The organism is Profundibacterium mesophilum KAUST100406-0324, assembly GCF_009835145.1.
In the GTDB taxonomy this organism is placed as follows: Bacteria; Pseudomonadota; Alphaproteobacteria; order Rhodobacterales; family Rhodobacteraceae; genus Profundibacterium; species Profundibacterium mesophilum.
This window is the reverse complement of the sequence record NZ_APKE01000020.1, coordinates 39963-60251: the sequence shown is the minus strand read 5'-3', so window position 1 is coordinate 60251 and position 20289 is coordinate 39963. Positions and strand designations below refer to the sequence as shown.

At 68.2% G+C, this 20289-nt stretch carries 18 protein-coding genes; 5 read left to right on the top strand and 13 right to left on the bottom strand.

What is annotated here, in order from left to right; all coding sequences use genetic code 11:
* Positions 1 to 100: 100 nt before the first annotated feature.
* Positions 101 to 697: a TetR/AcrR family transcriptional regulator gene (locus PMES_RS08490; RefSeq protein ID WP_159965281.1), complete on the top strand. Its 597-nt coding sequence runs from the start codon at positions 101 to 103 to the stop codon at positions 695 to 697.
* A gap of 86 nt (positions 698 to 783) precedes the next feature.
* Here the strand turns inward: PMES_RS08490 and PMES_RS08485 are convergent, their stop codons facing one another.
* The gene (locus tag PMES_RS08485) at positions 784 to 1854 is read right to left on the bottom strand and encodes an alcohol dehydrogenase family protein (protein ID WP_159965280.1); all 1071 of its coding nucleotides are present in this window, start codon (positions 1852 to 1854) and stop codon (positions 784 to 786) included.
* An 81-nt stretch (positions 1855 to 1935) separates the two neighbouring features.
* On the opposite strand from PMES_RS08485, the gene PMES_RS08480 reads away from it, so the two are divergent.
* Entirely contained in the window at positions 1936 to 2451 is a 516-nt protein-coding gene (locus tag PMES_RS08480) for a TetR/AcrR family transcriptional regulator (protein WP_236549749.1), read from the top strand.
* A gap of 330 nt (positions 2452 to 2781) precedes the next feature.
* Here PMES_RS08480 and PMES_RS08475 read toward each other — a convergent pair whose 3' ends face one another.
* The 10 genes from PMES_RS08475 to mutM form a co-directional block, all read right to left on the bottom strand.
* Positions 2782 to 3945 (bottom strand): YHYH protein, encoded by a 1164-nt coding sequence (locus PMES_RS08475; protein WP_159965278.1) that lies wholly within the window; start codon positions 3943 to 3945, stop codon positions 2782 to 2784.
* Between the two features lie 428 nt (positions 3946 to 4373).
* Complete coding sequence (gene gyrB, locus PMES_RS08470) at positions 4374 to 6791, bottom strand: DNA topoisomerase (ATP-hydrolyzing) subunit B (RefSeq protein ID WP_159965277.1); 2418 nt, start codon at positions 6789 to 6791, stop codon at positions 4374 to 4376.
* Between the two features lie 120 nt (positions 6792 to 6911).
* Positions 6912 to 7733 (bottom strand): pentapeptide repeat-containing protein, encoded by an 822-nt coding sequence (locus PMES_RS08465; protein WP_201288976.1) that lies wholly within the window; start codon positions 7731 to 7733, stop codon positions 6912 to 6914.
* A gap of 70 nt (positions 7734 to 7803) precedes the next feature.
* Complete coding sequence (locus PMES_RS08460; protein ID WP_159965276.1) at positions 7804 to 8424, bottom strand: LysE family translocator; 621 nt, start codon at positions 8422 to 8424, stop codon at positions 7804 to 7806.
* A 13-nt stretch (positions 8425 to 8437) separates the two neighbouring features.
* Entirely contained in the window at positions 8438 to 9526 is a 1089-nt protein-coding gene (gene recF / locus PMES_RS08455; RefSeq protein ID WP_159965275.1) for a DNA replication/repair protein RecF, read from the bottom strand.
* 84 nt (positions 9527 to 9610) lie between these two features.
* Complete coding sequence (gene dnaN / locus PMES_RS08450) at positions 9611 to 10729, bottom strand: DNA polymerase III subunit beta (RefSeq protein ID WP_159965274.1); 1119 nt, start codon at positions 10727 to 10729, stop codon at positions 9611 to 9613.
* Between the two features lie 127 nt (positions 10730 to 10856).
* Positions 10857 to 12275: a chromosomal replication initiator protein DnaA gene (dnaA, locus tag PMES_RS08445; protein WP_236549748.1), complete on the bottom strand. Its 1419-nt coding sequence runs from the start codon at positions 12273 to 12275 to the stop codon at positions 10857 to 10859.
* 648 nt (positions 12276 to 12923) lie between these two features.
* The gene (rpsT, locus tag PMES_RS08440; RefSeq protein ID WP_159965272.1) at positions 12924 to 13187 is read right to left on the bottom strand and encodes a 30S ribosomal protein S20; all 264 of its coding nucleotides are present in this window, start codon (positions 13185 to 13187) and stop codon (positions 12924 to 12926) included.
* A 213-nt stretch (positions 13188 to 13400) separates the two neighbouring features.
* Positions 13401 to 14177: an enoyl-CoA hydratase gene (locus PMES_RS08435; protein ID WP_159965271.1), complete on the bottom strand. Its 777-nt coding sequence runs from the start codon at positions 14175 to 14177 to the stop codon at positions 13401 to 13403.
* A gap of 64 nt (positions 14178 to 14241) precedes the next feature.
* Positions 14242 to 15132 carry a bifunctional DNA-formamidopyrimidine glycosylase/DNA-(apurinic or apyrimidinic site) lyase gene (gene mutM, locus PMES_RS08430; protein ID WP_159965270.1) on the bottom strand — a complete coding sequence of 297 codons (891 nt, stop codon included), beginning with the start codon at positions 15130 to 15132 and terminating at the stop codon, positions 14242 to 14244.
* A gap of 112 nt (positions 15133 to 15244) precedes the next feature.
* Here mutM and ubiE point away from each other — a divergent pair, with 112 nt between their 5' ends.
* Genes ubiE through PMES_RS08415 form a run of 3 tightly spaced genes read left to right on the top strand, consistent with a single transcriptional unit; the run spans position 15245 to position 18075 of the window.
* Positions 15245 to 15997 carry a bifunctional demethylmenaquinone methyltransferase/2-methoxy-6-polyprenyl-1,4-benzoquinol methylase UbiE gene (gene ubiE / locus PMES_RS08425; protein ID WP_159965269.1) on the top strand — a complete coding sequence of 251 codons (753 nt, stop codon included), beginning with the start codon at positions 15245 to 15247 and terminating at the stop codon, positions 15995 to 15997.
* Positions 15998 to 17530: a 2-polyprenylphenol 6-hydroxylase gene (gene ubiB, locus PMES_RS08420; protein ID WP_159965268.1), complete on the top strand. Its 1533-nt coding sequence runs from the start codon at positions 15998 to 16000 to the stop codon at positions 17528 to 17530.
* Positions 17527 to 18075, top strand: a complete 549-nt coding sequence (locus PMES_RS08415) for an isopentenyl-diphosphate Delta-isomerase (protein WP_159965267.1) — start codon at positions 17527 to 17529, stop codon at positions 18073 to 18075. Before ubiB ends, PMES_RS08415 begins: the two co-directional genes overlap by 4 nt.
* Here PMES_RS08415 and PMES_RS08410 read toward each other — a convergent pair.
* The gene (locus PMES_RS08410) at positions 18048 to 18968 is read right to left on the bottom strand and encodes a phosphotransferase enzyme family protein (RefSeq protein WP_159965266.1); all 921 of its coding nucleotides are present in this window, start codon (positions 18966 to 18968) and stop codon (positions 18048 to 18050) included. The two genes, PMES_RS08415 and PMES_RS08410, sit on opposite strands and share 28 nt — an antisense overlap.
* A complete protein-coding gene (locus PMES_RS08405) occupies positions 18965 to 20287 on the bottom strand; it encodes an aspartate aminotransferase family protein (protein WP_236549747.1) in 1323 nt (440 codons plus the stop codon). Before PMES_RS08405 ends, PMES_RS08410 begins: the two co-directional genes overlap by 4 nt.
* Positions 20288 to 20289: the final 2 nt, after the last annotated feature.

Genomic DNA, 20289 nt, shown 5'->3' with positions numbered 1-20289 from the left:
CGGCGCTTGCGTTTGTAAACCGTGGTGTTTACATAGGAGAGAGCGGCGCAAAATGTAAACCCTAGTGTTTACAAAGATGCAGTTCGGCGGAACGGAATCGATGAAACTGATTGAAAAGAAGAGAAAAGATATTCTGGATGCGGCGATCCGCGAATTCCGCGAGCAGGGTTTTCCCGCCGCGCGCGTGAACCGCATCGCGGAACTGGCCGAGGTGTCCAAGCGAACGCTCTACAAGCATTTCGAAAGCAAGGAGGTGCTGTTCCAGGCGATCACCGACATCCTGCTCGAAGAGATCGCGGCCACGCCGAAGCTGCGCTACCTGCCCGGCGCGCCCCTGCGAGGCCAGCTGTTCTCGGCAGTGCAGGACTACGTTGGCCATCTGACCGGCGAGGAATACATGGGTCTGAACCGGCTGGTCATGTCGGAGCTTCTGCGCGATCAGGATCTGGCGCAGGCCTTCTTCGCCAGGGCCGCGATGCAGGATGGCCCGATCCAGGCCCTGATCGCGGAGGCCATGCAGGCCGGCGCGCTGCGGCAAGGCGACCCCGGTTTCGCGGCAGGCCAGCTCCTGTCGATGGTGAAGCACTTCCTTGTCTGGCCGCAATTCCTAATGGGTGCGAAGGCGGGGGTGGATGCCGATGCCGTCATCGCCGACTGCATCGACATGGTCCTTGCCCATTACGGCCCGCCGGACTGATCGCGCGTCCGGCCCGCGGGAATGGGCGGGGCGGCATCATGGCGCGATGTGACCCGGCGAGGCCAGGAGAGGGCCGGGATCCCGCGTCAGCCTGCGACCGCGATCCCGATCTTGCCTATATGCGCCTTCTCGAGAAACGCCTCCTGCGCCGCGCGCAGCTCGTGCAGGGGATAGGTTTCGGCGAGGACGGGCCGGATCTCGCCGCGCTCGATATAGCCTACCAGATCGGTGAAGACGCTCGGCGCCTGCCGGGTGCTGCCGGTCAGCGTCAGGTCCTTCAGATAGAGCGTGCGCAGGTCGAGCTCGACGATCGGCCCGGCGATCGCACCGGAGGTCACGTAACGCCCGCGCACCGCCAGCGCCTCGAGCAACATGGGCCAGCGCGCACCGCCCACCAGATCGAGCACCACGTCGAAAGCATCCTCGGGCACCGTGTCGTCGCGGCGCAGGATCGCGTCGGCGCCGAGGCCGCGGAGCGCATCCGCCTTGGCCGGACCGGTCACCGCCGTGACATGCGCGCCGCGCCGCTTTGCCAGCTGCACCGCCGCCGAGCCGACACCGCCAGAAGCCCCGGTGATCAGCACCCGCTCGGCCCCGAGGCCCGCGCGCTGGATCATCCCCTCGGCGGTCGAGAAGGCGCAGGGAAAGGTGGCGAGTTCCACGTCCGAAAGCACGCTGTCGACCCGGATCGCATTCTCGGCGCCGATTGCCGCGTATTCGGCAAAGCCACCGTCGCGCTCCGAGCCAAAGGTGACGAGCGCGTCGGCGTCGCCGCCCTCGGGCCGGTGCATGGGCCGCACCAGCACCCGCTCGCCGATGCGGGCCGGGTCCACCCCCTCGCCCACCGCGGCGATCTCGCCGCAGCAATCGGCGCCCTGGATGCGCGGAAAGCTCAGCGCGCCGGACCAGCCCCCATCGCCGTCGGAGGCGCCATCATAGCCCCGGGCCGCCGCCGACCCGGTATCCCCGCGCACCGCCTTGGAATACCAGCCTGTGCGGGTGTTCACATCGGTATTGTTCACCGCCCCGGCGCCGACCCGGATCAGCACCTCGCCCGCCTGCGCATGCGGCACCGGCACATCCTCGCGCCATTCCAGCCGATCGAGGCCGCCATGCCCGGTCAGGACCATGGCCTTCATCATATCGGGGAGGATCATCGGATTGCTCCTTTGGTAGAAGGGTTGCTCTACTTGCGTAGGTAGAGGGACCACTCTACATCGTCAAGCATGACCGATACGATGATCAGAATTGCCGCCGGACTGGAGCGGGCCTTCGCCGCCCGCGGCTTCGCCGAGCCCAGCGTCGAGGATCTGCGCGATGCGGCCGGCGTCAGCCTGCGCACGCTCTACAAATACATGCCCTCGCGCGCCGACATGGTGCTGGCGGCGCTGGAGCATCGGCACGCGCGCTACCTGGCGCATCTTTTCGACCGGCTGCCGGACGGGCCGGAGGCCGCGCTCGACGCGCTGCTCGAACGTGTCGGGACATGGTTGGCGACAGAGACCGCGCATGGCTGTCTGTTCCACGGTGCGGTGGCGGCCGATCCGGGAAGCGTGCCGCTGCGCGAGGTGCTCTCGCGGCACAAGGCCGAGGTGGCCCATCGCGCGGGAGAGGCCACCGGGCTTGCCGGGCGCGAGATCGAGCTTCTGGTGCTCATGGAAGGCCTCACGCAGGCATGGTCGCTGCACACCGATGCCGCGGTGATCAGCGCCAAGCGCCTCGGGCATGGTTTGCGAAGCCGCGAGGCGGGATAACGGCGATACCCGCCATACCCAAGGGCCGGCGGGGACATCCCTCGAGGTGGGGCCATCCCCCCGGTTGCGTGCCGCGGCTACCGTGACCGGCATGGCCCGCGACGGGCGGATCGAAGCGAGCCGGAGAAATGGCGTGCACCGCGTAGCGGCTGCGCATTCGCGCGGCACGGGTTTCGGCCCTCTTGGCAGCCGCTGGCAAACCTACCGCCGGGAAATTCCGTCGCAGCGCGTTTGGGCCGCGCCTCGCCGATCCGGTCTCTCCGCGAGCTCGGTCTCCTCGCTCCGGGAACAGGCGAGCCCGGATCGCGGACGCTTCGGGAGAGCCGATCGTTATCGACCGGGCCCTGGCAGGGCCGCCTGCAGGGCTTCGACGGCAACACCGAGCCGGTCCGCAACCACCCTCAGATCCGCGTTCCGGCCACCGGCCTCTTCCATGGCCTGCCTCAACAAGGCGGGATCCACGCCCAGGGTCTCGGCCATCGCGCCGAAGTCGGGACCCGCACCGGGCCCCCCGCCGCCATTGGCGGACCCCAGACCGCCCGCCGCGTTTGTCGAGAAGTTGTCTTGCGCAACCACGCCCATCAGGCAGGCCGGCAAGTTGGGGAACGTGTCTCCCGAATGGTAATGGTAGACGGGATCTCCGCCATCCTCGGCAAGGCCGATATGGCCACCGCATTGATCCAGATCGCCGGGCACCGACCCATCGTGGTTCAGCGGGCCGAACATCGCGAACCCGTCGAAGGCATAGCCGAACTGTGCCGTCTGATCCTGCTCGACATTCACGCATTCCGCATCGACGCCTTCGATCTCGAAGATCGCGTTCACATCCGTGGCCGTCGCGTGCCAGTGATACCAACCGCCGGGATCGACATGCCCGCCGCAGGTGTCGAGCGCCGGCATATGCCCGGTATCGAGGACGGAGGGCGCATCGCCGAAGATCGGAACACCGTCCAGCCCGATCCCGACCTGCGCGACGGTCTCAAGGCTGGTCGGCTCATCCGCCATGACGGGGTTCGCGGGGATAAGGACTGTCATCTCGACCTGCGGATCATCCGAGCCCTGGATGCACTCGTTCGTCTCGGTCGGCGCTTCAAGGCGGATGTCGAAGGAATGGACCTCTCCGGCCTCGTTGAAGAAGGTGTAGCCCTGCTCGTCCAGCAGCCGCAGGAAATCACCGTCGATCCGGTAGAGCCCGGCCTCCGCGCCGTCCCAGTGCCAGATGCCCCCCTCCTCATCCAGGGTCGCGGGACAGAAGGGACCGATCTCGAGATCGTCGGGCAGATATTTCACCACGTAGCGCGCGCATTGCGAGCCTTCACCGTTCGCGAGGGTGCAATCCACGATCTCGCTCGGGGAAACCAGCGCGCCATCCGCCACCGATTGCGTGTCGGCATGCGCGTGGGCGCCGGTCGCCATCAGCAAGCCGCCAAGCGCGCTCAGCACGAGCCGGGTGCGCTGATCCGGCTGTCGGCGCGGTTTCGGGGTGATCGGCATCCTCAAGTCTCCTTTTTCGCGGTCTGGCGATTGCATCGATGCTCGGTCGCGCCCACCCCATGCGAAAGCGGGCAGTGGCAAGGACCTTGACCCCCCGCATGGAAGCTGCGGCTGAAACGATTTCGCAAAAATTAGTTAGCATGCTAACTTCATGCTGACGAAGAAACAAGGTGCCGGATTTTACCTGGTGCTTCGCAGCGCGCATCTGCTGGAGGATCGTCCGCGCGGGCGGCTCAAGCCTCCGGCCTTCATGCCGGCCGGGCGCGGTGCATCCCTGCGCGGGAGCGTGCCCGAGAGGCATCCTGGCGGCGGCTTTCACCCAAGTTCAACGTGACCCCGCGGTTACCGGCCCATGCATGGATCCCGCGCTTCCGCGGCGCAGGAAGACCGGCGCGCCGCGGAAGAATACCCGCCTCCCGGCGAAAGGCTCAGAAGTCGAGGTTTTCCACGTTCAGCGCGTTGGAGCGGATGAAATCGCGGCGCGGCTCGACCACGTCGCCCATCAGCTTGGTAAATATGTCGTCGGCTTCCGCGACATCCTCGATCTTCACCTGCAACAGGGTCCGCGCCTCGGGATCGAGCGTCGTCTCCCAGAGCTGATCCGGGTTCATTTCGCCCAAGCCCTTGTAGCGCTGAAGCGACAGTCCCTTCTCGCCCTCGGCGAGGATCGCGTCGAGCAGGTCGAGCGGGCCGTGGATCTCGACATGGCGGTCCTTGCGCACGAGACGCGCCGGGGCCGAGTAGACATCTTGCAACTGCTGGGTCATCGACCCCAGATGCCGCGCCTCGCTGGAGCGCAGCACCGGCCCGTCCAGCGTGCGGACCTCCTCGACGCCCCGCACCTGCCGGGTCAGGCGGAATCCCTGATCCTGCGTCGGGCGCCCTTGCCAGCCGCGCTCGTATTCCACCGCCACCTGGTCGAGGCGGCGCGCCACCGTGTCGGCCGTGCCCTGGAGGTCGGCGTCGATCTGTCCCGGCGCGAAGGCCCCGGCGATCGCGGCCTGCTCGAGGATGGCATGGGGGTAGTGGGTCGGGAAGGCCTGGAGCACCCGCCTGACGCTGCGCGCCTCGTCGACGATGCGCGCGAGATCCTGACCGATGATCTCCTCGCCGGAGCCGAGCCGCAGGATCGCCCCCTCGACACCCTGCTGGATGAGGTAATCCTCGAGCGAGGCCTGGTCCTTGAGGTAGACCTCCGACTTGCCGCGCGCCACCTTGTAGAGCGGCGGCTGCGCGATATAGAGATAGCCGTGCTCGATGATCTCCGGCATCTGCCGAAAGAAGAAGGTCAGCAACAGCGTGCGGATATGCGCGCCGTCCACGTCGGCATCCGTCATGATGATGATCTTGTGGTAGCGCAGCTTGGAGATGTCGAACTCATCGCGGCCGATGCCGGTGCCGAAGGCGGTGATCAGCGTGCCGATCTCCTGGCTGCCGAGCATCCGGTCGAAGCGCGCACGCTCGACGTTGAGGATCTTGCCCCGAAGCGGCAGCACCGCCTGGTTGAAGCGCGCGCGCCCCTGCTTGGCCGAGCCGCCGGCGCTGTCACCCTCGACGAGGAAAACCTCGCGCTGCGCGGGGTCCTTGACCTGGCAATCGGCGAGCTTGCCTGGCAGGTTCGCCACGTCCAGCGTCGACTTCTTGCGCGTCATCTCGCGTGCCTTGCGCGCCGCCTCGCGGGCCAATGCGGCCTCGACGACCTTGGTGATGATCATCTTGGCGTCGGCGGGGTTCTCCTCGAACCACTCTGCGAGCTTCTCGTTCATCAGCCCTTCGACGGCGGGGCGCACTTCCGAGGAAACCAGCTTGTCCTTGGTCTGCGAGCTGAACTTGGGATCGGGTACCTTGACCGACAGGACGCAGGTCAGACCCTCGCGGGCATCGTCGCCGGTGAAGTTGACCTTCTCCTTCTTGGCGATGCCGCTGGAGCCGGCATAGAGGTTCATCGTGCGCGTCAGCGCCCCGCGAAAGCCGGCCATATGCGTGCCGCCGTCACGCTGCGGGATGTTGTTGGTAAAGGGCAGCACCATCTCGTTGTAGCTGTCGTTCCACCACATCGCGACCTCGACGGTGATCCCGTCCTTCTCGCCGGTGATGTAGATCGGCTCGGAGATCATCGGGTGCTTGTTGCGGTCGAGATACTTGACGAATTCGCGCACGCCGCCGTCGTAATAGAGCTCGGAGCGCAGATGCTCGGCATGACGCTCATCCGCGAGGATGATCCTGACGCCGGAGTTCAGGAAGGCCAGCTCGCGCAGGCGCGCCTCGAGGATCTTGAAGCTGTAATCGAGGTTGCTGAATGTGTCGGTGGAGGCGAGGAAGCGCACCTCGGTGCCCTTGCGCCCCCCGGCATCGCCGACCACCTCCAGGTGCTTGACCGTGTCGCCGCGCTCGAAGCGGGCGACATGCTCCTTGCCATCGCGCCAGATCCGCAGCTCCAGCCAGTCCGAAAGCGCGTTGACCACCGAGACGCCGACGCCATGCAGGCCGCCCGACACCTTGTAGGAGTTCTGGTCGAACTTCCCGCCGGCATGCAGCTGGGTCATGATGACCTCCGCCGCCGAGACGCCCTCCTCCTCATGGATCCCGACCGGGATGCCGCGGCCGTTGTCGCTCACCGAAACCGAGCCATCGGCATGCAGGGTGACGTTGACGGCGTCGGCATGCCCCGCAAGCGCCTCGTCGATGCCGTTATCCACGACCTCGTAGACCATGTGGTGCAGGCCGGAGCCGTCATCGGTATCGCCGATATACATGCCCGGCCTCTTGCGGACCGCCTCCAGCCCCTTGAGAACCTTGATGGAATCGGCGCCGTATTCTTCGACGTTGCTCTGTGCCTCGGCCATGGAAACCTTCCCGGTGAATTCGGGCGCAATATATAGGCGTATCGGGGCATTGTCACGCGACACACACACCAGATTTCGCGGATCCGCCCCGGCATGCGGATCCCCGTGCCGCGCGCCGGCTCACTCGCGCCTGGCACGGTCCATGTTGAGCGCGCCGCCCATCCGGGCATCGGCAAGACCGCGCAGATCGACGAGCCTGGCGCCGGTCATGTCGGCACCTTCGAACGTCGCGCCCGCAACGCTCGCCCGGCTCAGATCCGCGCCGGCGAGCAGGGCGGTGTCGAGATTGGCCCCGTCCAGCCGGGCCTCGCTCAGATCGGCGAATTCGAACACCACGCGCAGCATCTGCGCATCGGTGAAATCCGCCCCGCGCGCATCGGCGCCGCGCAGCACGCCGCGCATGAGCCCCATCGACTGGTTGGTGGTATCCGCGCCCAGATCGGCGGCCGTGAAGATCGCCCCGCGCAGGTCGGCCTTGGTGAAATCGGCAGGCGCGCGCGCGCCCGAAAGGTCAGCCCCCCTGAGCGAGGCGCCGGTGAGCTGCGTCTGGAACAGGCTTGCCCCGCGCAGCCCGGCCCCGTCGAGCACCGCGTCCAGAAGCCAGGCCTGGTCGAGCGTCGCGCCGTCGAGATCGGCCCCGGCGAGATCGGTGCCATTGAGCCGTGCCGAGCGCAGGATCGCCCCTCCGAAATCGAGACCCGAGAGATCGAGACCGTTCAGCCGCAGACCCGTGAAATCCGCGGGCGCGCCCGGCACGGCCGCGGCGAGGCGCGCCTCGACCTCGCCGCGGGTAAGCTCGGCCTGCGTCATCGCCGGCCCGTCCACCGCGATCCCGGACATCATCGACTGGGCCGCGGCGCCGGGCCCGAGCGGGGCGAAGGCGCCAAGGAACGCTCCGGCCGCAAGCAGCGGGCCCAGGTGGCGGGATGGCATGAAGGTCATCGGCGGGCTCCTCTTGTGCCCGCCAAGCCTAGCATCCCGGCGCGGGCGCGCCCGCAACTTTTCGTGAGCCTCAGACGAAGGGAAGCAGCAGACCCACCCCGATCAGGAGCACGCCGCTTGCGCGTGTGACGCGGCGCATGACATGCGGTGCGGTCAGGTATCGCCGCGCACGGTCGATCGACAGCCCCGTCAGCAGGTTGCCGGCAAGCGGCACCGCGAAGCTCGCGGCGCAGATCGCCGCGATGTCGCCCGCCGTCAGGCGCTGCAGATCGAAGAAGCCCGGCAGCACCCCCATGTAGAAGAGCACCGCCTTGGGATTGCCGAGGATCACGGCGAGCCCGGTCGCAAAGCCCGCCCATGCGCCCGGCCGGGTCAGGCGGCCATCGCGCCCCGGCACGCCGCCCTCGCCGCGCAGCAGCGCGATGCCCATGAAGATGAAGACAGCCGTCGCCACCCAGCGCAGAACCGCAAGGAAGCCGCCGTAGAGCGATACGGCCCAGGACAGCCCCAGGATCGCCAGCAGCGGCCAGAGCACATCCCCCACCGCCACGCCCAGCGCCAACGGCCAAGCCGCCCGGAAACCGCCCGACAAGGTGCGCGCGACCAGGCCGACCCAGACCGGGCCGGGGGTCGCGAAGAGCGCGAGGAGCGCCGCGCAGTAGAGGGCCATCTCGCCCCATCCGATGGTCATTTCCGCCGCCCCCTCAGCCTTCCTGGCGCATGCCGCCATCCGCGTCCATGGTCACATGCTGCCCGCGCGCGCCGAGCCCCTCGAAGAGATCGGGCTCGGTTCCCGTCATCCAGGCCTGCGATCCCAGCGCGCAGATCTCGTCGTAGAGGGCGGCGCGGCGGCGGGCATCCAGATGGGCCGCCACCTCGTCGAGCAGCAGGATGGGTGCGGCACCCAGATCGGCGCGCAGGGCCCTTGCATTGGCGAGGATGAGCGAGATCAGCAGCGCCTTCTGCTCGCCGGTCGAGCTTTGGGCGGCGGGCATGTCCTTGCTGCCGTAGATCGCCACGAGGTCGGCCCGGTGCGGGCCCCGCAGGCTGCGTCCGGCCGCCATGTCGCGGCCCCGCTCGCGCTCGAGCAGGACCCCCAGCCCCTCCTCGCCCAGATCCTCCTGGCTCATCGACAGGAGCGCGACGGGAAACTGCGTGGCCGCCCCCTCCTGCGCGCGGCCGATCCGCTCCAGCGCGTCGCGGCGCCGACGCTCGATCAGGGCGCCGCTGCGCGCCATCTGCCCCTCGAGCGCGCGATACCATGCCGGGTCGCGTTGCTGATCGCGCAGCAGGCGGTTGCGCTCGCGCATCGCCTTCTCGTAGCCGAGCACCGCCTCTCCATGGGCCGGCTCGAAGCTGAGTGCGAGGCGGTCGAGAAAGCGCCGCCGCCCCTCGGCCGCCTCGGTCCAGAGGCGATCCATGCTGGGCACCAGCCACAGGATGCGCGCCAACCGGCCGAGCGCGAGCTGCGGCGCGGCCTTGTCGTCGATCCTGACCGTCCGGCTCTGTCCGGGCTCGGCGCGCAGCTCGATCTCGTGGTGGCGCGCCCCGGCGCGGAGGGTCGCGGCGATGCGCCAGCCAAGCGCCTCGGGAAGGCGGGCGAGATCCTCGGCCGCCGCGCGGCGCAGGCCGCGGCCCGGCGAAAGCAGCGAGACCGCTTCGAGCAGGTTCGTCTTGCCCGCGCCGTTCGGGCCGTGGATGGCCACAGGGCGCCCATCCAGCATCACCTGCGCGGCGCGGTGCGATCGGAAATGCGACAATCTCAGCTCGGTGAGTGCAAGCCCGCCGCTCATCACCCCGTCCTTTCACCCCGTCTTTTCGCCCTGTCCCTTCACCCCGACCTTTCGCCGCAAGGTCTTATCAGGGGTGCCGGCCGCTCAGACCCGCATCGGCATGACGACATAGACCGCCGAGGTGTCGTTGCCCTCGCGCATCAAGGTCGGATCGCCAGAGGAGTTGAAGAGGAAGACAGCGTTCTCGCGGTCCACCTGGCTGGCGATCTCGAGGAGATACTTGGCATTGAAGCCGATCTCGAGCCGCTCGTCGGCATAGGCGACGGCGAGCTCTTCCTCGGCATTGCCGCTGTCGGGCGCGTTCACCGACAGGATCAGCCGATCCTCGTCGAGCTGCATCTTGACCGCCCGGCTGCGCTCGGAGCTGACCGTTGCCACCCGGTCCACGGCGCGGGCGAAATCCTTGGCATCGACCTCGAGACGGCGGGTATTGCCTTTCGGGATGACGCGGGTGTAGTCCGGGAAGGTGCCGTCGATCACCTTGGAGGTCAGGGTGATGTCGGTCGTGGCGAAGCGGATCTTGGTCTCGCTCACCGACACGCCGATCTCCGCCTCGTCATCGTCGAGAAGCTTGCGCAGCTCGCCCACCGTCTTGCGCGGCACGATAATGCCCGGCATCGCTTCGGCGCCCGCCGGAAGGGCCGCGTCGATCCGCGCCAGGCGGTGCCCGTCGGTGGCCACGCAGCGCAGCATCCGCCCATCCTCGCCGTCGGCGACATGCATGTAGACGCCGTTGAGGTAATACCGGGTCTCCTCGGTGGAGATGGCGAATTTCGACTTGTCGAAGAGCCGGCGCAGAACGCCCGACTTGGCGGTGAACTCGGCGCTGTATTCGGCGCTCGCCATCACCGGGAAATCCTCGCGCGGCAGGGTCGCGAGCGAGAAGTTCGACCGCCCCGCCTCGACCGTCAGCCGCCCCGAGACACCGTCATCGGTCAGGCTGACCAGGGCGCCATCGGGCAATTTGCGCACGATCTCGTGCAGCGTCACGGCGCCCACCGTCGTCGCGCCCGCGCGCTCGACCTTGGCCGGGGCACGGTCGACCACCTCGATGTCGAGATCGGTGGCGCGGAAGCTGGCCGTGTCGCCCTCCGCCTCGATCAGGACGTTGGCAAGGATCGGTATCGTATTGCGGCGCTCAACGACCGATTGCGCCTGGGCGACGGCGCGCAGCAGGGTGGCGCGCTCGATGCTGATCTTCATGTCACTCTCCACACGGGATGGCAGGAAGGCAAACCTATCGGTTCGCCGCTCCGGCGCAACAGTCTTCGTTGATTTGCCGGATGTTTTGCGCCTCGATCGCGCGTTCCGGGGGCGTCTGCCCCCGATTTCAGTCCGCGCTCAGCGCCCGGCGCAGCATTTCGAGATCCTCGGCGATCTGGCTGTCGGTCGATTTCAGCGCCTCGATCCGCTTGATCCCGTGCAGGATCGTCGTGTGGTCCCGCCCTCCGAAATGGCGCCCGATCTCGGGCAGGCTGCGCTGTGTCATCTGCTTGCACAGGAACATCGCGATCTGGCGGGGCCGCGCGTAGATCCGAAGGCGCTTCGGCCCGATCAGGTCCGCGAGGCGGATATTGTAGTGGTCCGAGACCTTGCGCTGGATCTCGTCGATCGTGGTCTTGCGGTCGGAGCTGCGCAGGATGTCGGTCAGGCATTCCTGGGTCGCGGCCACGTCGATCTCCCGCCCGATCAGCGATCCGAAGGCGAAGAGCCGGGTGAGCGCCCCCTCGAGCACGCGCACGTTGGAGGTGATGCGATGGGCGAGGAACTCGAGCACCCCGGAGGCGAGGCGCACATCCGAGAACTGGGTGCTGTATTGCTCGACCTTCTGCTGCAGGATGCCGAGGCGCAGCTCGTAGTTGGTGGGATGCACATCGACCACGAGACCCGATTGCAGGCGGCTGGCGATCCGGCCCTCCAGCCCCTCGATCTCCTGCGGCGCGCGGTCGGCGGAGATGATGATCTGCTTACGCTGGTCCACCAGGGCATTGAACGTGTGGAAGAACTCTTCCTGCGTGCTGTCCTTGCCAGCGATGAACTGCACGTCATCCACCATCAGCACGTCGACCGAGCGGAAGAGCTGCTTGAAATCCATCATCTGCTTGTCGCGCAGCGCCTGGACGAAGCGGTACATGAACTGCTCGGCCGACAGATAGAGCACCCGCGTGCCGCGCTCGCGCGCCTGCAGTTCCCAGGCGATCGCATGCATCAGGTGGGTCTTGCCCAGGCCCACGCCGCCATAAAGAAACAGCGGGTTGAAGGTGACGGGGCCGCCCTCGGCGACGCGTCGGGCGGCGGCATGGGCCAGTTCGTTGGGCTTGCCGACGACGAAACTGTCGAAGGTGTAATTGCGGTCGAGCGATGCGCCCTGGATCTCCATGCCGCCGGGGCGGGCGGGCTTGGCAGGGGCGGGCGCGCGTGCGTCGCCGGGGGCGGCATCGGAAGCCTTGGCAGTGGGCTGGGCCGGGGCGCCGGGGTCGGCGGCAACGGGCGGCGCCGATGCCGCCGGGCGCTCGACACGGAAGTCGATGCGGCGGGCGGATGCCCCCGAGGCGGCGATCTCGCGGATGATCTGCTCGCCGTAATTGCGCGACACCCAGTTGCCCACGAATTGCGATGGCACGACGAAGGTGGCGATCCCGTCGGTGAGATCGGCGAATTCGAGAGGCTCGATCCAGGTCTTGTAGTTGTTCTGCCCGACCGCGTTGCGCAGACCTTGCCGAATGTCGCTCCAGATATCGTTCGTCATCGCTTCCACTGCCCCTTGTCGCCCCATGGCAGCCCGGACCCCCGCCCGGACTGCAAACCTGTTTTCTCGATGCGCACTTCGGCAAGGCAACCGGACAGATCCCGGGCGGCCGGTCCGCACGGGGGCGGATCGGGCACACAGGCCTGGCGGCGCTGCTTTGACCACGGCAAAGGACGGCCCGGCGATCCACCGGGCATTGCTGCCCAGTCGCCTGGCGCCGCTCGCGGCGGACGTTACAATACGGACATGTCCGGAGCGCAGCGCCCCGGAAAAGCAAGGCAGTCGGCACCCCCCATAGGTGCCTCGGGCCAGCTTCGATACAATTGATCCGGCGCCTAGCGGTGGCCGGGCATGCTGTGCCCTTGGCTCCGATCTGCGCCGCGATCTGGCAGCATCTTCGTCATGTCCCCCCAACGAAGTGAATCGCAGGGCCAAGGTAGCAACGCCGCTTGGATTGCCGCAATAGATCAATCACCTTGACTCAGGCCTTGGCCGAGTCGAATCCGGGGCCCGCACAAATCTGTGCTTTTCATGTCATCGGGGATCGCGCCGAACGCGAAAAAGCACGCTTCGACGAAGCGTGCTTTCACATCGGGTCATCCATGGACCGCCGAATGCCGGGCGCCGCGACGGGCGGCGCCGGACGGATCAGGCCAGCGCCTTGACCCGCGAGGACAGGCGCGAGATCTTCCGCGATGCGGTGTTCTTGTGGACGATGCCCTTGGAGACGCCGCGCATCAGCTCGGGCTGTGCCGCCTGCAGCGCGCTCTTGGCCTTCTCCTGGTCGCCGGAGGCGATGGCCTCCTCGACATTGCGCAGGAAGGTACGGATGCGCGACCGGCGGGCCTTGTTGATCGCGGCGCGGCGATCGTTCTGGCGGGCGCGTTTCTTGGACTGGGGCGTATTGGCCATGTGCAGCTCTCTTTCGCAGAATCTTCGAATGTCGTCTGCGTGCGAAGCCGCGCCCGGACAAAGGGCCGGGACAGTCCGGCCAGAGCGGGCCTCACGCGCATGTATCGGGGGCCTATAGACCGAAATCCGTGCGCTGTGAAGCGGCAATTTCTCTCGCCGCTTGCCGCACGCCCCGCTCCGTGACCGGCGCGAGCAGCCAGGCCGCGCGGGCGTTCACTTGTCGCGGAACTGCGCCTCGCGCTTTTCGAGGAAGGCGGACATGCCCTCCTTCTGATCCTCGGTCGCGAAAAGCGCATGGAAGAGGCGGCGCTCATGCAGCAGGCCCTCGGAGAGCGTCGTCTCGTAGCTGCGGTTGATCGCCTCCTTTGCCGACATCGTCGCCAGCATGGATTTCTCGGTGATCTTCTGGGCCGCGGCCATCGCCTCGTCCATCAGCTTCTTGGCCGGCACGACACGGCTCACGAGGCCCGAGCGCTCGGCTTCCTCCGCATCCATGAACCGCCCCGTCAAGTGCATCTCCATGCTCTTGGACTTGCCCACGAGACGGGTCAGGCGCTGCGTGCCGCCGATCCCGGCGATGACGCCCAGATTGATCTCGGGCTGCCCGAACTTGGCGGTATCGGCGGCGATGATGAAATCGCACATCATCGCAAGCTCGCACCCGCCGCCGAGCGCGTAGCCCGCGACGGCCGCGATGATCGGCTTGCGGCAGCGTTCGATCACCTCGGTCTGCGGGCCGAAAAAGTCGGAAGAGAAGGCGTCGACGAAGGTCTTCTCCGCCATCTCCTTGATGTCGGCGCCCGCGGCGAAGGCCTTCTCCGAGCCGGTCAGGACGATGCAACGCACCTTCTCGTTCCGGTCGGCCTCGGTGATCGCGCGCGCCAGCTCGTCGAGCAGCGCCTGGTTGAGCGCGTTGAGCGCCTCGGGCCGGTTCAGCTTGATGAGGGCGACGTGATCGTCGATCTCCACGATTATGGTCTTGAAGGCCATGATTACGGGCTTTCGATTGTTCCGTCAGGTGAGCAGCCTTACCACTCTGTTGCGCCCGATCAAGCTATCTTTGACACTGCGGACAGTAGAAGCTGGAGCGTCCGGACTGGACGATGCGGCGGATCGTGCCCGCACAGCCCTCGCGCGGACAGGGCGCCCCGGCCCGGTCGTAGACGGCGAAGCGGTGCTGGAAATACCCAAGATCGCCATCCGCCTGCCTGTAGTCGCGCAGCGACGAGCCCCCTGCCTCGATCGCCTCGCCCAGGACCTGCCGGATCAGCGGGACAAGCCCCTCGATACGGGCCGCCGCGATCCGCCCCGCCTTGCGCAGCGGCGAGATGCCCGCCCGGTGCAGCACCTCGCAGACATAGATGTTGCCAAGGCCCGCCACGACGCGCTGATCGAGCAGCGCCGACTTGATCGGGGCGGCCCGCCCCGCAAGGGCGCGCGCCAGGTAGGGACCGTCGAAGGTGTTGCCGAGCGGTTCGGGCCCGATCTTCGCGAGCAGCCAATGGGCCTCCAGCCGGTCGCTCGCGATCAGGTCCATCGCCCCGAAACGGCGCGCGTCGTTGAAGGTGATCCGCGTGCCCCCCTCCAGATCGAGCACCACGTGGTCATGCTTGGCCGGGGCCGGATGCGCGTGGACGAAGCGCCCCGGCGCCGCACCGCGCGACACCGCGTCATTCCCCGCCCCGGCCGCCGGCGGGGCGATCAGCATCCGGCCGGTCATCCCCAGGTGCACGAGGAGCGTCTCGCCGCCGGAGAGCGCGATCAGCAGGTATTTCGAGCGCCGGCGCAGCGCCGTGATCCTCTGCCCTTCGAGCCGCCCGGCCATATCCGGCGGAAAAGGCCAGCGCAGATCCGGCCGGCGCACCTGCGCGGCCTCGATCACGCGCCCTTCCATGACCGGGGCGAGCCCCCTTCGGACGGTTTCCACCTCTGGCAGTTCGGGCACGGGCATCTCCTTGGCTGCGCGGCCCGGTCGCGGACCTTCCTCGCCGGCTGCGCATTGTCACGCCCCCCCGGCGCCCTATAAGAAAGCCCCAGCAGCAAGGACCGCAAGACCCATGCAGGACAACGATCCCAAGACCACGCATTTCGGCTTCGAGACGGTGCGCGAGGAGGAGAAGGCCGGCCGCGTGCACGGTGTCTTCACCAACGTCGCGTCGCGTTATGACATCATGAACGACGTGATGTCGGTCGGCATCCACCGGCTGTGGAAGGACGCGATGATGGATTGGCTGGCGCCGCGCGCGGGCCAGAGGCTGCTGGATGTGGCGGGCGGCACCGGCGATATCGCCTTCCGCTTCCTCGGACGCGCGCCGCAGGCCAGCGCCGTCGTCTGCGACATGACCGAATCGATGCTTGTCGAGGGCAGGAAGCGGGCCGAGGCCGAGCGTCTGGCGGGGCACCTGGACTGGGTGGCCGGGGATGCCATGGCCCTGCCCTTCGAGGATGCCAGCTTCGACGTCTACACCATCAGCTTCGGGATCAGGAACGTGACCCGCATCCCCGATGCCCTGTCCGAGGCGTTCCGCGTGCTGCGTCCGGGCGGCCGCCTCGTGGTGCTGGAGTTCAGCCAGCTTCCCGTGCCGCTGATGCAGAAGGCCTATGACCTCTACTCGTTCAACGTGATCCCGCGCATGGGTGAGGCGATCGCGGGGGATCGCGACAGCTACCAGTATCTGGTGGAATCGATTCGCCGCTTCCCCGATCAGGAGACCTTCGCCGCAATGATCCGGGCGGCCGGCTTCGAGCAGGTGAAATACCGCAACCTGTCGATGGGCATCGCCGCGCTTCATTCCGGCTGGAAGCTCTAGGTGAGGGGCCCGCACAACATCTGGCGCCTGGTGCGCACCGGCGCCACGCTCGAGCGCACGGGGGCGATGAATGTCGTGCTCGATGCCTTCCGCGCGCCGCGATCGCTGCGCATCGCCGCCCGCCTGATCGGCTGGCCGTTCAAATGGCTGGGCTATGCCGGCGATCCGGCCCTGCCGCCCGCGACGCGGGCGCTCACCGCGCTCGGCCCGGCCTATATCAAGTTCGGGCAGGTCCTCTCGACCCGTCCCGACGTGGTCGGCGAGGAGCTCGCCGCGCAGCTCAAGGTGCTGCAGGACAAGCTGCCGCCCTTCCCGCGCGCCGTCGCGCTCGAGACGGTCGCGCGCGAGCTCGAAGCCGATCCGATGAGCATCTTCGAGGAGTTTTCCGAGCCGGTCGCCGCCGCCTCCATCGCGCAGGTCCACCGCGCCCGCCTGAAGGAGAATGGCCGCGATGTCGCGGTGAAGGTCCTGCGCCCCGGCATCGAGAAGGCCTTCCGCCGCGATGTCGATGCCTTCTATCTCGCCGCCCGCATGGTCGATCTGCTGGCACCCTCGGCGCGCCGCCTGCGCCCGATGGAGGTGATCGCGCATTTCGAGGGCGTGGTGCTGGGCGAGCTCGACCTGCGGATGGAGACCGCCTCGAGCGCCGAATTCGCCGCCAATACCGCCAGCGATCCGGGCTTTCGCGTTCCGGCCGCCGAATGGTTCCTCTCCACGCGCCGGATGATGACGCTGGGCTGGGCCGAGGGCATTCCGGCCAACGACATCGCCGCCATCGAGGCGGCCGGGCATGACCGCGCCGCGCTTGGCGAACGGGTGCTGACGCTCTTCTTGCAGCATGCGCTGCGCGACGGGTTCTTCCATGCCGACATGCATCACGGCAATCTCAAGATCGCGCCGGACGGCGACATCATCGCGCTCGATTTCGGCATCATGGGGCGGCTCGACGAATATACCCGCCGCGCCTATGCCGAGATCCTCTTCGGTTTCATCCGCAAGGATTACCGCCGCGTGGCGGAGGTCCATTTCGAGGCTGGCTACGTACCCGCCGACCGCGACATCGACGAGTTCGCCCGCGCCCTGCGCTCGGTCGGCGAGCCGATCTTCGGAATGGACGCGACCCGGATCTCGATGGGACGCCTGCTCAACTACCTTTTCGAGGTGACGGAGCGCTTCGGGATGGAGACGCGGACCGAACTGATCCTGCTCCAGCGCACCATGGTCGTGGTCGAGGGGGTGGCCCGCTCGCTGCATCCGCAGATCAACATCTGGCAGGTCGCCCAGCCGATCGTCGAGGAGTATATCCGCGACAATGTCGGGCCCAAGGCGCTGCTGCGCGATTTGACACGCACCGCGCAGGTGCTCTCGCGCTTCGGGCCGAAGCTGCCGCATCTTGCCGAGGAGGCCCTGATGCGCGCCTCCCAGCGCCGCGAACCCGAACGCCGCCGCCCCCGCTGGCAGGCGGCCGGGCTCGTCGGTCTCGGGGCGGCCGGCGCCGCGGTGCTGATCCTGATCGGGCAAGGGCTCGCATGAGCCGCCAGGCGGTTCCGGTCGACGCGGCGCATGGACGGATCCCCGCATGGGAGGACGATGTGCTGCGTCCCGTGGACAAGCTCGAGGTGCATCTGCGCGGCCTGAGGCACAAGGCCGTCTCCGTCTTCGTCAACCATGGCGGCGAGACACTGCTGCAACGGCGCGCGGCGGGCAAGTATCACACGCCCGGCCTCTGGGCCAATGCCTGCTGCACCCATCCCGCCTGGGGCGAGACGGATGCCGATTGCGCCCGGCGGCGCCTCGGCGAGGAGCTCGGCCTGTGGCATCTCCACCCGTGCCCGCGTGCGCCGATCGAATACCGCGCCGATGTCGGCGGCGGCATGACGGAACACGAGGTCGTGGCGCTCTTTGTCGCCGAACCGCGGGAGCGCCCCCTGCCCCGCCCGGACCCGTCCGAGGTCGCGGACACGCGGTGGATCGGGCTCGACGCGCTGCGCGCCGAGATCGCCGAGGCGCCGGAGCGCTTCACCCCGTGGCTGCGGATTTATCTCGACCGTCATGCCGGGGAGTTCGACCCCGCATAAGCGCGCGCGCAGACGAGTGCGCGCAGCGCGTAGGCCCTCTGGCGCGGATCGCCCCGGCGGGTGCGCGACATCACCCAGCCCGCCGAGGCCAGGGCCCTGAGCAGGACGAAGAGGGACAGCCGGCGCGCATCACCCAGCCCGTAGCCTTCGGCGATCGCATCGCGCCGTTCGCTGAAATCGGCGGCACCGACCGATTCGATCAGGGCGGTCCCCAGGTCGTAGAGGCGCCAGCCCCAACCGCCATCGTCGAAATCGATGATGACGGGCCCCCGCTCCCCGTGCAGCAGGTTGCCGCTCAGCAGGTCGCCGTGGATGAGACCCCAATCGGCATCCATGCCCCGCAGCGCATGGCGCAGTTCCGGCCGCAGCGCGCCGAGCAGCGCCGCCTCGCCGGGATCGAGGGCGGGGTTCTCCCAGAAGCGGCCCCAGAGAGGCTCCTCGCCAAGAAGCCCCTCGGCGGACCAGGCGGGGCGCTCGAACCCCTCGGGCAGCGCGATCGCGTCGCTGGCCCGGTGCAGCGCCGCGATGCGCGCCCCGAGCGCGTGGAAATCGGGCGGCGCGGCGGGCGCGAAGGGCGCGGCGTCGATCCACCCGGTCACAGAAGCGCGCGTGCCGCAGGGCAGGCATTCGAGGAGGGCGTTCGACAGGCTGCGGATCGGCGCGGGACAGGGGAAACCGGCCCCCGCGATCGCCTCGGTCCAGGCCAGCTCCGAGCGGATATGCGCATCACCCTGGTAGCCGCCGCGATGGAGCCTGAGCGCGCCGCGCCGGCCATCACCGAGTGCCAGCAGGAAGACCGCGTTCTCGCGATGCGCGATCAGCCGGGGCGGTGCCGGCGCCTGCGTCCAGTGGGCCGCCGCGCGCAGCGCCGTCAGCGCGAGCCCCGCGCTCATGCCCCCCGATCCCCCAGCTCTCCCAGCACCTCTTGCAGCATGTCGCAGGCGAAGTCGATCTCGGCGAGGGTGATCGGCAGCGGCGGCCTGATCTTGAGGATGTTCATCTCGCGCCCGATCCGCCCGATCAGCACCCCGCGCCGGCGCATCGCCTCCACCGCCCGCTGCGCGATGTCGGTTGCCGGCACCCCGTTCCGCTCGAGCACCAGGGCGAGCATCAGGCCCGCGCCGCGATGCTCGGCGATCAGGGGGCTTCGCAGCGCGGCGAGCCGCTCGCGCGCATGGGCGCCGGCCCGCGCCGCATGGGCCACGAGCCCCTCGCGCTCGATCACGTCGAGCACCGCCATTCCCGCCGCCGCCGCGACGGGCGTTCCGCCGAAGGTGTTGAAATAGCCGAAAGCGCCACGAAAGGCGGCCATGACATCGGGCCGCGTGACCACCCCGGCCACCGGGTAGCCGTTGCCCATGGGTTTCCCCAGCGTCACGACATCCGGCACGATGCCGAGACGCTCATGGCCCCACATCGTGCCGCAGCGCCCGAAGCCCGACTGCACCTCGTCGCAGATGACGAGGCCGCCCGCCGCGCGGATCGCGGCCTGTGCGGGGGCGAAAAAGCCGGGCGCGACCCGCGGCACCCCTTCATTGGCAAAGACCGGACACAGGATCATTCCGGCGAAGCCGTGCCCGGCCGCCTCGAGCGCGTCGATGGCGCGGGCGACCTGCCGGCCGAACGCCTCGGCCAGCTCTTTCGGAGCGGTTCCGGCGGGGGCCGGGCTTTCGGGTGCCGGGACGAGCCTGACATGATCGGGGAAGCCGCCGATGGGCGGCCGCCGCGTCCCCAGCTGCGAGGTGGCGCTCGTGTTGCCGTGATAGGTGTTGTCCGTCGCGATCAATCCGGTGTGGCCCGTGACGGCGCGTGCCATGCGCAGCGCGACATCGTTGGCCTCCGAGCCGGTGCAGGCAAGAAGCGCCTGCGTCAGGTCGTGGCCCATGGTGGCCGTCAGCCGCTCGATGTAGTCGAGCACCCCCTCATGCAGGTAGCGATTGTGGATGTTGAGGCGGGCAAGCTGACCGGCGATCGCGGCCACGACATGCGGATGGCCGTGACCCACATGCGGCACGTTGTTGTAGCAGTCGAGATAGCGCCGCCCCGACGCATCGCGGAGCCAGACGCCCTGCCCCTCGACCAGGTGCAGCGGGGGATCGTGAAAGGTGGGCACGCCCGGCCCCATCAGACGGGTGCGGCGCGCCCCGAGGGACGCGCCGTCATCCGTATCGCCATTCACGTGCATTCCCGGCCGCACCATGGATGCCGTCATGC